This is a genomic window from Acidovorax sp. HMWF018, assembly GCF_003061035.1.
In the GTDB taxonomy this organism is placed as follows: domain Bacteria; phylum Pseudomonadota; class Gammaproteobacteria; order Burkholderiales; family Burkholderiaceae_C; genus Acidovorax; species Acidovorax delafieldii.
In genome coordinates this window covers 6,891-19,784 of record NZ_QAIM01000558.1, presented here as the reverse complement: position 1 = coordinate 19,784, position 12,894 = coordinate 6,891, and the positions used below count along the sequence as shown (strand labels likewise).

At 62.4% G+C, this 12,894-nt stretch carries 12 protein-coding genes; 8 read left to right on the top strand and 4 right to left on the bottom strand.

Annotated features, from left to right (window positions below):
- The first annotated feature begins 106 nt into the window (after positions 1-106).
- From DBR23_RS23860 to DBR23_RS23850, 3 genes are all read left to right on the top strand, one after another.
- On the top strand, positions 107-562 hold the full coding sequence (locus tag DBR23_RS23860) for a MarR family winged helix-turn-helix transcriptional regulator (RefSeq protein WP_043566498.1): 456 nt from the start codon (positions 107-109) through the stop codon (positions 560-562).
- A 111-nt stretch (positions 563-673) separates the two neighbouring features.
- Positions 674-1,342, top strand: coding sequence for a maleylacetoacetate isomerase (gene maiA / locus DBR23_RS23855; protein ID WP_056062603.1), 669 nt, complete (start codon positions 674-676; stop codon positions 1,340-1,342).
- Positions 1,339-2,244, top strand: coding sequence for a polyphenol oxidase family protein (locus DBR23_RS23850; RefSeq protein ID WP_108499788.1), 906 nt, complete (start codon positions 1,339-1,341; stop codon positions 2,242-2,244). The genes maiA and DBR23_RS23850 overlap by 4 nt, the downstream gene beginning before the upstream one ends.
- Here the strand turns inward: DBR23_RS23850 and DBR23_RS23845 are convergent.
- Positions 2,164-2,505, bottom strand: a complete 342-nt coding sequence (locus DBR23_RS23845; RefSeq protein WP_056745193.1) for a hypothetical protein — start codon at positions 2,503-2,505, stop codon at positions 2,164-2,166. The genes DBR23_RS23850 and DBR23_RS23845 overlap by 81 nt on opposite strands.
- 123 nt (positions 2,506-2,628) lie before the next feature.
- On the opposite strand from DBR23_RS23845, the gene DBR23_RS23840 reads away from it, so the two are divergent.
- The 5 genes from DBR23_RS23840 to phbB all read left to right on the top strand — a co-directional run bounded on the left by DBR23_RS23840 (position 2,629) and on the right by phbB (position 9,048).
- Positions 2,629-4,329, top strand: coding sequence for an alpha/beta hydrolase (locus tag DBR23_RS23840; RefSeq protein ID WP_108499787.1), 1,701 nt, complete (start codon positions 2,629-2,631; stop codon positions 4,327-4,329).
- Positions 4,330-4,399: 70 nt separating this feature from the next.
- A complete protein-coding gene (locus DBR23_RS23835; protein WP_108499786.1) occupies positions 4,400-5,578 on the top strand; it encodes an acetyl-CoA C-acetyltransferase in 1,179 nt (392 codons plus the stop codon).
- A 318-nt stretch (positions 5,579-5,896) separates the two neighbouring features.
- Complete coding sequence (locus tag DBR23_RS23830; RefSeq protein ID WP_304466239.1) at positions 5,897-7,195, top strand: methyl-accepting chemotaxis protein; 1,299 nt, start codon at positions 5,897-5,899, stop codon at positions 7,193-7,195.
- Between the two features lie 81 nt (positions 7,196-7,276).
- Positions 7,277-8,059, top strand: coding sequence for an EAL domain-containing protein (locus DBR23_RS23825; protein ID WP_108499784.1), 783 nt, complete (start codon positions 7,277-7,279; stop codon positions 8,057-8,059).
- 251 nt (positions 8,060-8,310) lie between these two features.
- Complete coding sequence (phbB, locus tag DBR23_RS23820; protein ID WP_056062618.1) at positions 8,311-9,048, top strand: acetoacetyl-CoA reductase; 738 nt, start codon at positions 8,311-8,313, stop codon at positions 9,046-9,048.
- Positions 9,049-9,523: 475 nt separating this feature from the next.
- Here the strand turns inward: phbB and DBR23_RS23815 are convergent, their stop codons facing one another.
- The 3 genes from DBR23_RS23815 to DBR23_RS31605 form a co-directional block, all read right to left on the bottom strand.
- Positions 9,524-11,563, bottom strand: coding sequence for an ABC-F family ATP-binding cassette domain-containing protein (locus tag DBR23_RS23815; protein ID WP_108499783.1), 2,040 nt, complete (start codon positions 11,561-11,563; stop codon positions 9,524-9,526).
- Between the two features lie 115 nt (positions 11,564-11,678).
- Positions 11,679-12,620, bottom strand: a complete 942-nt coding sequence (gene prmB / locus DBR23_RS23810; RefSeq protein WP_108499782.1) for a 50S ribosomal protein L3 N(5)-glutamine methyltransferase — start codon at positions 12,618-12,620, stop codon at positions 11,679-11,681.
- Positions 12,617-12,894, bottom strand: a 278-nt coding sequence (locus DBR23_RS31605; protein WP_233250704.1) for a M20/M25/M40 family metallo-hydrolase, incomplete at its 5' end; no start/stop codon positions are given. The genes DBR23_RS31605 and prmB, both read right to left, overlap by 4 nt.

Sequence of the window (12,894 nt, the reverse complement as noted above, 5' to 3'; positions counted from 1 at the left end):
GTTCTGGGAATGCTGTCAAAAAACCGGGCGCAGTACCGTGTGCGCCGCAGTGTGGCAGTGTGCCATGGGCGCAGACCCTCTGCTGGGGGGCGCTACACTCGCGCCCATGGCAAAGAGCTTCGATTTCCACAATACGCCGGGCCACCTGGTGCGCCGCGCCCACCAGCGGACCGTGGCACTTTTCATGGAAGAGACGGCCGGATTTGACGTGACGCCGGTGCAGTTCGCCATCCTGCACGAGCTGCTGGCCCAGCCGGGCGAAGACCAGGTCACCCTGGCGGCCCGCGTGGCGTTCGATGCAGCCACGTCCGGCTCGGTGATCGGGCGCCTGGAAAAGCGCGGCTGGATCCGTCGCGAGCCCGACACCCGCGACCGCCGCCGCAAGCTGCTGTGGATCACCCCCGAAGGCGAAGTGGCCGCCCTGCAGATGCGCGACGCCGCCCAGCGAGTGCAGGAACGCCTGACCGCACCGCTCACCGCCCAGGAAAGCGCCGACCTGATGGTGCTGCTCTCCAAAGTCGTATACAACCACCAGGACCCGGCAGGCACTTCGGGCGCCTGACCGGCACGTCCCGCGCTCTCAGGCCCCAGAGGCTTGCCATCTGCGGCGTGCTGGCACCACGGTGCGCCGGTTCCGTATCCCCACAGACCCCATCACAGGCACCGTTCTTCCATGCAGCTGTACAACTACTTCCGCTCCTCTGCCTCGTTCCGCGTGCGCATCGCGCTGCAGATCAAGGGCCTGGACTATGACTACCTGCCCGTGCACCTCGTCAAGGGCGAACACAAGGACCCCGAGTACCTGCGCCGCATTGGCGACGCACTGGTGCCCACGCTGGTGACCGACGGGGGGACGGCGCTGTCCCAGTCCATGGCCATCATCGAATACCTGGACGAAACTCACCCGACGCCCGCCCTGCTGCCCGCCACGCCGCTGGCCCGGGCCCGGGTGCGGGCGCTGGCGCAGATGGTGGCGTGCGAGATCCATCCGCTCAACAACCTGCGCGTGCTCAAGTACCTGGTGCGTGACCTGAAGGTGGATGAGGATGCCAAGAACGCCTGGTACCACCACTGGGTGCGTGGCGGTCTGGAGGCGTTTGAGCGGCAACTGGAGCTGCTGGCGCAAGAACGCGCAGCACAGGGCATGGCGCCCTCGGTGCTGTGTTGGGGCGATACGCCCACGCTGGCCGACTGCTGCCTGGTGCCACAGATCTTCAACGCGCAGCGCTTCAAGGTCAGTCTGGACGGCCTGCCACTCACCATGGGGGTGTTTGACGCCTGTATGGCACTGCCTGCATTCCAGCAGGCGCAGCCCTCGGCCTGCCCGGACAACGAAGCGTGACGCCTGTGTCATCGTCGGTACCAAGCCGGCACGCAGACTGGCTGGTGCCCGACTGGCCGGCACCGCCCGGTGTGCATGCGCTGTGCACCACGCGCCCGGGCGGCGTGAGCCGCGCACCGTACGACCAGTTCAACCTGGGCACCCATGTGGGCGACGATCCGCTGGCAGTGGCTGCCAACCGGCAGACCTTGCAGTCCGCCTTGCAATCCACCACCCCGGACGCCCGCGCGGTGTTCCTGAACCAGGTGCACGGCGATGGCGTTGTATTGCTGGATGCGAGCACCCCCGACGGCACAGAGGCCGACGCCTGCGTGACCAGCGCACCCGGCGCCGTCTGCACCATCATGGTGGCCGACTGCCTGCCCGTGCTGCTGGCCCACCGCTCAGGCCAAGTGGTGGCTGCGGCCCACGCCGGCTGGCGCGGGCTGGCCGGGCACGCAGGGCAGGGCGTGTTGGAAGCGGTTTTCAAGCATTTTTGCCATGAAGCGCTATTGCATCATGCCTTAGTAGCTATCAAAAACGGAGCGTTAACGCCAGACTCTCCGGCCCCTGCAGAGCTTGCTGCCCACACGCTGGCCTGGTTGGGCCCCTGCATTGGCCCCACGGCTTTCGAGGTCGGGGCGGAGGTGCGTGCAGCGTTCTGCGACGCGCCGGGCGCATTGGGCGCTGCGGCTGCTCCATGTTTTGTGGCCCGTCCCGACGCACCGGGCAAGTACCTGTGCGATCTCGCAGGGCTGGCCCGGCTGCGGCTGCGTGCCATGGGCATCACGCACATTTACGGCAACGACAGCACCCCGCCGTGGTGCACTGTCACGCAGGCCTCAAGGTTCTTTTCGCACCGCCGCGACAGCGCCGCCCTCGGCGGCAGCGGGCGCTTTGCCGCCTGCATCTGGCGCGGCTGACGCTGCCGGCTCGGCTCCCGCATCGGCCACGCGGGCCGCAGCCTGCTCCGCGTCATACGCAGCCTGTTCGGCCGCCTCCCGTTCCTTGATCTTGCGCTTGCGCGAAGGCGTGCCCAGGATGTACACCAGGATGCCCATTGGCAGCAGGCCATACAGCGCAAACGTGATGATGGCGCCCAGCACGGTGCCCTGCGGACTGGTGGCCTCGGCCACCGCCATCATGAGAGTGACGTAGGTCCAGGCGATGACGATGAGGTACATTGGTTTGTGTGCACTGAAAGCGTTGAATTCGTTGCCATGCACCATGGCGGTGGGCAACAATGAACCCGCGAAACAAAAATCAGGCCCCAGCCGCTGTGAGCGACCAACCATCGAGGAATGAGCATGACTTCTGAATCACCCTGGGCCGAGAGCGCCCAGCAGTTCCAGCAGATTTTCGGGCAAAGCTGGTCGCAGGCGCTGCAATCGTTCCAGAAACTGGACCTGGGGGCGCAGGTACCCGCCGCCGCACCCCTGAAGCTGTCGCAAACCAAGCTGCAGGCATTGCAGCAGCAATACCTCAAAGAAGCGCAGGACCTCTGGGCGCAGGGCCTGCAGGGCACCCCCGAGGTCAAGGACAAGCGTTTTGCCGGTGAGGGCTGGGCCAGCAACCCTGTGGCAGCGTTTTCAGCCGCCGCCTACCTGCTCAATGCCCGCACCCTGATGGGGCTGGCCGAGGCGGTCGAGGCCGACGAAAAGACCAAGGCCCGAATCCGATTTGGCGTGGAGCAGTGGATGGCAGCCATGGCACCCAGCAACTTCCTCGCCTTCAATGCCGAAGCGCAGAAGAAAGCCATCGAGACCAAGGGCGAGAGCATTGCCAAGGGCATGCAGAACCTGCTGCACGACATTACGCAGGGCCATGTGTCGATGACCGACGAAAGCCTGTTCGAGGTGGGCCGCAATGTGGCCACCACCGAAGGCGCTGTGGTGTTCGAAAACGAGCTGTTCCAGCTGCTTGAATACAAGCCCCTCACGGCCAAGGTGTACGAGCGCCCGTTCCTGCTGGTGCCGCCCTGCATCAACAAGTTCTATATCCTTGACCTGCAGCCCGAGAACTCGCTGATCCGCTACGCGGTGGAACAAGGCCACCGCACCTTCGTGGTGAGCTGGCGCAACCCTGATGACAGCCTGGCCCACAAGACCTGGGACGACTACGTGGAGGATGGCGCCATGGCCGCCATCGACGTAGTGCAGAACATCACCGGTGCCGAGCAGATCAACGCGCTGGGTTTTTGCGTGGGCGGCACCATCCTGTCCAATGCGCTGGCGGTGCTGGCAGCGCGCGGCGACGAGCCCGTGGCCAGTGCCACCTTCCTCACCACGCTGATTGACTTCACCGACACGGGCATTCTGGACGTGTTCATTGATGAAGCCTTCGTCAAGTTCCGCGAGATGCAGATGGGCCATGGCGGGCTGATGAAGGGGCAGGACCTGGCGTCCACCTTCAGCTTCTTGCGGCCCAACGATCTGGTCTGGAACTACGTGGTGGGCAACTACCTCAAGGGCGAAACGCCGCCGCCGTTTGACCTGCTGTACTGGAACAGCGACAGCACCAATCTTCCCGGCCCGTTCTACGCCTGGTACTTGCGCAATTTCTACCTCGAAAACAACCTGGTCAAGCCGGGCAAGCTCACCGTGTGCGGCGAAAAGCTGGACCTGGGCGGCCTCGACCTGCCTGTCTACATCTACGGCTCGCGCGAAGACCACATCGTGCCCGCCACGGCCGCTTATGCGTCCACCCAGGTGCTGCCGGGCAATAAGCGTTTTGTGATGGGCGCCTCAGGCCACATCGCGGGCGTGATCAACCCACCCGCCAAAGGCAAGCGCAGCCACTGGACCCGCGCCGACGGCAAGTTCCCAGGCACGCTGGACCAATGGCTGGAAGGCGCTACCGAGCACCCCGGCAGCTGGTGGACCGACTGGTCAGGCTGGCTCAAGAGCCATGCGGGCAAGCAGATTGCCGCGCCCAAGGCCTATGGCAAAGGCACCAAGTTCAAGGCCATCGAGCCCGCGCCCGGCCGCTATGTCAAGCAGAAAGCCTGATACGCAAAAGTCCTGACTTTTGGCGCTGCGAGAATCACTGAACCACCACTCACCACTACAAGGACATTCCATGGAAGACATCGTCATCGTTTCTGCCGCTCGCACTGCTGTGGGCAAGTTTGGTGGCTCGCTGGCCAAGACGCCTGCGACCGAACTCGGCGCTATCGTGATCCGTGAAGCCATCGCGCGCGCAGGTCTCTCGTCCGACCAGATCGGCGAAGTCATCATGGGCCAGGTGCTGGCAGCTGGCGTGGGCCAGAACCCCGCGCGTCAGGCCTCCATGAAGGCGGGCGTGGCCAAGGAAACCCCTGCACTCACCATCAACGCGGTGTGCGGCTCCGGTTTGAAGGCGGTCATGCTGGCCGCCCAGGCTGTGGCCTGGGGCGACAGCGAGATCGTCGTGGCCGGCGGCCAGGAGAGCATGAGCCTAGCGCCGCACGTGCTGCCCAACTCGCGCGACGGCCAGCGCATGGGCGACTGGAAGCTGATCGACACCATGATCGTGGACGGCTTGTGGGACGTGTACAACCAGTACCACATGGGCATCACGGCTGAAAACGTGGCCAAGCAGTACGGCATCACCCGGGACATGCAGGACGCACTTGCCCTGGCCAGCCAGCAAAAGGCAGCTGCTGCACAAGATGCTGGCAAGTTCGCCGATGAAATCGTCGGTGTGAGCCTGGCGCAGAAGAAGGGTGACCCCATCCTGTTCAACACCGACGAGTACCTCAACCGCAAGACCAACGCCGAAGCCCTGGCCGGCCTGCGCCCCGCCTTTGACAAGGCGGGCAGCGTGACCGCTGGCAACGCATCGGGCCTGAACGATGGCGCCGCCGCCGTAGTGGTGATGAGCGCCAAGAAGGCTGCCACCCTGGGCCTCAAGCCCCTTGCGCGCATCGCCGCTTTTGGCACCAGCGGCCTGGACCCTGCCACCATGGGCATGGGCCCCGTGCCGGCCTCGCGCAAGGCCTTGCAGCGCGCAGGCTGGAACGCCGCCGATGTGGACCTGTTCGAGCTGAACGAAGCCTTCGCTGCACAGGCCTGCGCTGTGAACAAGGAACTGGCCATTGACCCCGCCAAGGTCAACGTGAACGGAGGCGCCATCGCCATCGGCCACCCCATCGGCGCGTCGGGCTGCCGCATTCTGGTCACGCTCTTGCACGAAATGCAGCGCCGTGACGCGAAGAAGGGCCTGGCCGCGCTGTGTATCGGTGGTGGCATGGGCGTGTCGCTGGCTGTGGAGCGTTAACCTCGAAGCCTCGGCCAGGACTGCCCTGGCTGGTTGTTGATTGACGAGGCAGCAGGCGACAGAAAAAGGGCCGCATTGACATGCGGCCCTTTTTTGTTCAGTCGAATATTGAAATGCATAGTCACAAAATTACCAAATAGTTTACAATTCATGCATAACGGTTAATTTTTGATCTCTATGTCCATTTTTTCTGCGCCCCCCGCGGATTTCTCAGAACGTGCGGGTGGTCCGGTCCCAGGTGCCTTGCTCGGTGACCGGGTCATCTTGGCAGCTATTGGACTGAGTTCGCTGGCAGCCATTGCGCTGGGCTTGCAGTTTGTGGATTCGATGCTGGCGTTGACGGCAGTTTTGCTGTTGGGTGCGGTTGCCGCTGTGGCCTATGCTTTGGCTCCGGGCACGCTGGCATCGCGTCTTGTGTTGTCGTTTGTTCAGGTCAGCTTGGTTGCACTGCATATCCAGTTGGCTCGCGGCATGCTGGAGTTCCATTTCGGTGTCTTCGTGACGCTGGCGCTGCTACTGGTGTATCTGGACTGGCGGCCCATTGTTTGGGCTGCGGCATTGTTCGCCGTACACCATGTTGTGTTTGATCGGCTTCAGGCGGCAGGGGTCGGCCTGTACTGCATTACCGCTCCTGACCTGGGCCAGGTGATGTTGCATGCGCTGTACGTGGTGATCCAGACGGTGTTGGAGGTCATCCTGGCCGTGAAGATGGGCCGGACGGCTCAAGAATCCTCCGAGCTGCGACGTCTGACGGCGTCGCTGGCGCACGGTGACCGCATCATGTTGGACATGTCACGCTTGTCAGTTCACACGCCAGGCGGGCGAGCGCTGAAGGAAGCCCTGGACCGGATGCATCAGACCGTAGCTACCGTGCAGCAGGCCGCAGCCGGCATGGCAGTGGCGTGCGAAGAAATCGCAAGCGGAGCGCAAGACCTGTCTGTACGCACCGAACATGCTGCCGGTAGTTTGCAAGCCACGTCTGCCAGCATGGAACAGTTGACAGGCACCGTGGGGCAGACTGCCGCTGCGTCCGCCGAGGCCAACACGCTGGCGGTGTCGGCCGCAGGGGTAGCCCGGCGCGGTGGGGACGTGGTGGGCGAAGTGGTGCGGACCATGCGTGATATCAACGAAGGCTCAGCCCGCATTGCTGACATCACAGGCGTGATTGACTCCATCGCATTTCAGACCAACATCCTTGCCCTCAATGCGGCTGTGGAGGCTGCGCGTGCCGGTGAGCAGGGGCGCGGATTTGCAGTAGTCGCCACCGAAGTGCGGGGGCTGGCGCAGCGCTCGGCACGAGCAGCCCGCGAGATCTCTGGCTTGATCGGCGCATCGGTGCAAAAGGCGTCACAGGGAGGGCAATTGGCTGATGATGCCGGCCGTACCATGGCCGAAATTGTGGGATCGGTCCAGCGTGTGAGCGCGATGATGGGTGAGATTCATACTGCAGCCAGAGACCAGTCCTCGGGCATAGCGCAGGTCAATCAGTCGGTGGGCCAGCTTGATCAGATGACGCAGCAAAATGCCGCTCTTGTGGAGGAATCGGCTGCGGCCGCCGCGACCCTCAAAGGTCAGGCCGACCGGCTGGCCGAGGCGGTGGCGGTCTTCGTGCTTTAGTCGCTGGGGCCGCGTTGGGGCTATGGTCTTCGTAGCAATACGAGGCTGCAGCTTTGTAATGATGCGTTACCATGGTTCTCCATGACAGCGACCATTTTTGCCCAACCCTTCGAACCTGTGGGCTGCCAATCCTGTCGTGACAAGACGCAGCTTCCGTTCGATTTCACGATGGCGTTCCAGCCCATCATGGACCTGGAGTTGGATCGCCCGTTCGCCTACGAAGCGTTGGTGCGCGGTGCAGATGGCGAGTCGGCTGGTACGGTGCTGTCGTGGGTGGATGACACCAACCGCTACCGGTTTGACCAGGCGTGCCGCGTCAAGGCCATTGAACTAGCGTCGCGCCTGGGGCTCGCCAGCCTGCCAGACTGCAGACTGAGCATCAACTTCCTGCCCAATGCGGTGTATCGGCCCGAGACCTGCATCCGCGCCACCATGGAGGCGGCTGAAGAGTTCGATTTTCCGCACAACCGGATCATGTTCGAGGTGACGGAGGGCGAGCAGGTCAGCAATGGTGCACACCTGAAGTCCATCTTCAATGAATACCGGCGCCAGGGCCTCATTACGGCCATCGACGACTTTGGTGCGGGCTACGCGGGGCTGAACATGCTGGTGCAATTTCAGCCCCATGTGCTCAAGATCGACATGGAGCTGATTCGCAACATCGATCAGGACCCCGTGCGACAGGCGATCGTGTGCGGCATTGTGCTGGTCTGCCAACGGTTGTCCATCGACATTGTGGCGGAGGGCATCGAAACCTCGGCTGAGTCCGCCTACCTCAGTTCGGTGGGCGTTCGCTACCAGCAAGGTTACCTGTTCGCCAAGCCGGGATGGGAATCCCTGCCGCTGGCGCCACGGCACGTCTAGCGCAACACAGCGCCTGCATTTCAAGCCAGTCCTTGCGGGCTTCCGCAGTCCACAGCAGCCAATCCGCTGCCTTCATTTGGTGCATCTGCAGGCGCTACGCCGGTGACGCGTCGCTAAGCGTGCCTCGCGTCAGCTGTGTGACGCATGTGGATATGTCAAAAAGGAAAGGGCTTCAGTGTTTTCCTTCACGGCAGTGCCCAATTTCTTCGGTAGAGTGGGTCCTGAGCCAATCACTAACAAGGAGAAATCACATGAGCCAGAAAGTCGCGTATGTCACCGGTGGCATGGGAGGCATCGGTACCGCCATTTGCCAGCGCCTGCACAAGGAAGGATTCAAAGTCATCGCTGGTTGCGGCCCGACACGGGACCACGCCAAATGGCTGGCAGAGCAAAAGGCCCTGGGCTACACCTTTTATGCGTCGGTCGGTAACGTGGGTGATTGGGATTCCACCGTGGAAGCCTTTGGCAAGACCAAGGCAGAGCACGGCACCATTGACGTGCTGGTGAACAACGCTGGCATCACGCGTGACCGCATGTTCCTCAAGATGTCGCGCGAAGACTGGGACGCCGTGATCGAAACCAACCTCAACAGCATGTTCAATGTCACCAAACAGGTGGTGTCTGACATGGTGGAAAAGGGCTGGGGCCGCATCATCAACATCAGCTCTGTCAACGGCGAAAAAGGTCAGGCGGGGCAAACCAACTATTCCGCCGCCAAGGCGGGCATGCATGGCTTCTCGATGGCCCTGGCGCAGGAACTGGCCACCAAAGGCGTCACCGTCAATACGGTAAGCCCAGGCTACATCGGCACTGACATGGTCAAGGCAATCCGTCCGGATGTTCTGGAAAAGATTGTCGCCACGGTGCCTGTCAAACGCCTGGGTGAGCCCAGCGAGATTGCATCGATTATTGCCTGGCTGGCCTCGGAAGAGGGCGGATACGCCACCGGTGCAGACTTTTCGGTCAATGGCGGCCTGCACATGGGCTAAAGGCTGTTCCGTCCTTTTGGACCAACAAAAAACCCCGCATCTGCGGGGTTTTTTGTTGGGACTTGCAAGAATTGCGGAGGTTAACTCCGACCTTGCTATGGTCCACGTGAGAAATATGGAGCTAATTTGGCCACATTTCTCATGCCTTGGTATGGTTTATGCTTGATGTGCACTGTGTGGCTACACAACAGAGGCAAGGCCGCAGCGCTTTAGAAGCGGGCCGGTGCGCGCTTGCGGTCGCGTTCGTCTTCGGGCCAAGCGGACAAGATTGCGGTGGTATTCATGGTGGAAAACTCCTGTGATGTACCAACAACGCGGGCGGTCCACAGTCCGTTGACAACCTTTCGCAAAAAATGCAACCGCAATAGCCTGTAGATTTACACTAAAAGTAGCTACATATTTGATAGCGTAGAAGTGAGATGGATCAATGGAAAGTCCGGAAAATTCTGGAAAGAATTTACAGGAATTTACATCTCTAGCCCACCGAGGCCGCGGAAATTTCTTCGAGTTCGGAAGAAATTTCCAGCCAACGCTCTTCCAGTTTTTCCGTTTCATCATTTCCGGCTTTCAATCGCCGGCCGCACTCGGCGATCTCTGCAGGAGGCAAGGCTTCCGTCAGTTTTTGCTCCAATTGGGTGCGTTCTGCGCTCAGGGCCGTCAAGCGTTTATCGATCTGTTCCAGCTCTTTTTTGAGTGGACGGGTCTTTTCGGCCAGCTGCTGGCGCGTTTGAGCGTCAAGCTTGCGCTGCTCGCGCCCATCACGCGAAGGGGACAGAGCGGGAGCCGGTGCTGGCGCGGCAACGGAGGCCAGCGTGACCACGGGTGCCGGTGTTGCGGCGGGCGCTGCTGCAGGAGCTTGTGAGGCCTGCGCCTGCTCGGCAAGGCGTGCTTCTTCGCGCAGGCGCTTGGACTCTTCGAGCAGGTAACGTTGATAGTCGTCCAAGTCGCCGTCGAACGGGCCGACCACACCCCGGCCCACCATCCAGAAGTCCTCGCAGACCGAGCGCAGCAGGGCGCGGTCGTGGCTGACCAGCATCACAGTGCCATCGAAGTCGTTGAGCGCCATCGCCAGGGCCTCGCGGGTGGCCAGGTCCAGGTGGTTGGTAGGCTCGTCCAGCAGCAGCAGGTTGGGGCGCTGCCATACGATCATGGCCAGCACCAGGCGCGCTTTTTCACCGCCGCTCATGGTGCCAACGGCCTGCTTGACCATGTCCCCGGTGAAGTTGAAGCTGCCCAGGTAGCTGCGCAGATCCTGCTCCCGGCTGGGTTGCTTGGCATCAGGCCCCAGCTCCTTGGCCAAGCGGATCATGTGCTCCAGCGGGTGTTCGCTGGGGCGCAGCACGTCGAGTTCCTGCTGGGCAAAGTAGCCAATGTTCAGGCCCTTGCCCTCGGTGATGCTGCCGCCCAGTGCTTTCATGGTGCGCGCAATGGTCTTGACCAGCGTGGATTTGCCCTGACCGTTGGCGCCCAGGATGCCGATGCGCTGCCCCGCCAGCACCGAACGGTTGACGCCCGTAAGAATGGTGGTGGGCGTACCCTCGTCGTCCACATAGCCGAACGAGGCGTCGCTGATGGCCAGCATCGGGTTGGGCAGGTTGGCCGGTTCCTTGAACTCGAAAGTGAAGTCCGCCTCGGCGAGCACAGGCCCGATTTTCTCCATGCGTTCGAGTTGCTTGACCCGGCTTTGCGCCTGCTTGGCCTTGCTGGCCTTGGCCTTGAAGCGGTCGATGAATTTCTGCAGGTGGGCCATCTTCTCCTGCTGCTTGGCAAAGCTGGCCTGTTGCAGTTCGAGCTGCTGGGCGCGCAGCTCTTCAAACTTGCTGTAGTTGCCGCCGTAGCGGTTCAACTCGCCTTGCTGGATTTGCAGGGTGACGTTGGTGATGGCGTCCAGGAACTCGCGGTCGTGGCTGATCACGATCATGGTGCCCGCATAGCGCTTGAGCCAGGCTTCGAGCCAGACCAGGGCGTCCAAATCCAAGTGATTCGTGGGCTCGTCCAGCAGCAGGAGGTCGCTGGGACACATCAGCGCGCGAGCCAGTTGCAGTCGCATGCGCCAGCCACCGGAGAAGCTGTTGACGGGCTGGTCGAGTTCGCTCACGCGAAAACCCAGGCCCAGGATCAGCGCCTGGGCACGCGCCACGGCATCGTGCGCGCCGGCGTCATGCAGGTCCGAATAGGCATGGGCAATGGCCATCCCATCGTCGCTGGCCTCGGCTTCGGCCAACTGGCGTTGCACCTCGGCCAGACGCGTGTCGCCTTCGAGCACAAAATCGGTGGCCGACTGGTCGGTCTCGGGCATGTTCTGCGCGACCTCGGCCATCCGCCAGCTCGACGGGATGTGAAAATCCCCGCCATCTTCATGGAGCTTGCCGCTGAGCAGCGCAAACAGGCTGGACTTGCCCGCGCCATTGCGGCCCACAAGCCCGACGCTTTCGCCAGGGTTGATGGTGGTGGACACGCTGTCGAGCACGACTTTCGTGCCTCGGCGCAGGGTAACGTTCTTGAGGGTGATCATCCGGGAATCAGAAAAAAGCGCACCCGCACGAGGCGGGTGGCATGGAAAACTCTGGGGGCCAGCGCAACTGCCAACGGCACAGCCGCTGCAGCTGCCAAAGGTGGCGTAAAGGGCTCTATTGTGCCGTGAGCCGGGTTTGGGCAGCCAGCGCATGCCGGGTGACCAGCAAAACCTGGTCTTCTCCTGCACTGGTATCGAGCCAGAAAACCGGCAATTGCGGAAAGGCCGCCTCAAAATAAGCGCGCTCGTTGCCGATCTCCAGAATGATCACGGCGTCTTCACTCATGCAAGCGGGCGCGGCGGCAAACAGCTGGCGCACAAAGTCCATGCCGTCCTTGCCACCGGCGAGGGCCAGTTCGGGCTCTGCGCGGTATTCGCTAGGTAGCACGGCCATGCTGTCGGCGTTGACGTAGGGCGGGTTGCACAGGATCAGGTCCCAGGGGCCGGGCAGGGCACTCAGTCCATCGGACAACTGCAAGGTGATACGGTCCTGCAGCCCATGTTTGTCCACATTGATGCGTGCCACGGCCAAGGCGTCTGGCGAAATATCGGCACCGGTCACTTCGACTTCGGGCCAGGCCATCGCCGCCAGCACAGCCAGGCTGCCGTTGCCCGTGCAAAGGTCCAGCACCCGATGGGTGCGGTCGCTCAGGAAATCGTCCACGCTGCCGTCCACCAGCAGCTCTGCAATGAAGCTGCGCGGCACGATGGCGCGCTCGTCCACATAGAACGGCACGCCCTGAAGCCAGGCCTCGCGCGTGAGGTAGGCGGCTGGCTTGCGACTGGCAATGCGTTCTTCAAAAAGTGTAGCAACCAACGCTTTTTCTGCGGGCGCTACCGGCTTGTTTTTGATGGACTCTGGTGCGTCGGAGAGGTCGCTATCCAGCGGGAGGCCCAGGCGCCACAACACGAGCCATGCAGCTTCGTCGTGCGCATTGGTGGTGCCATGGCCGAACGAGACGCCGGCCGACTCCAGCTGCTGAGAGCCCCATTCGATCAGGGCGCCAACGGTGTCACCTGCAACTGCCGGTGGGTTGTGGCTGGGTGCCTTGCTCATGCGGCCACCGCCTGGGCCGCCAGGGCCTGTGCATGCAGGTTCTCCAGCGTGCGGCGGTAGATGTTCTTGAGCAGCTCGATATCGGCCACCACCACATGCTCGTCGATCTTGTGGATCGTTGCATTGGACGGGCCCAGTTCGATCACCTGGGGGCAGATCTGCGCAATGAAACGCCCGTCGCTGGTACCACCGGTGGTGGAGAGTTCGGTGGTGATGCCTGTCTCGGAGGCGATGGCCTGCTGCACGGCGCCCACCAGTTCACCGGGCGTGGTGA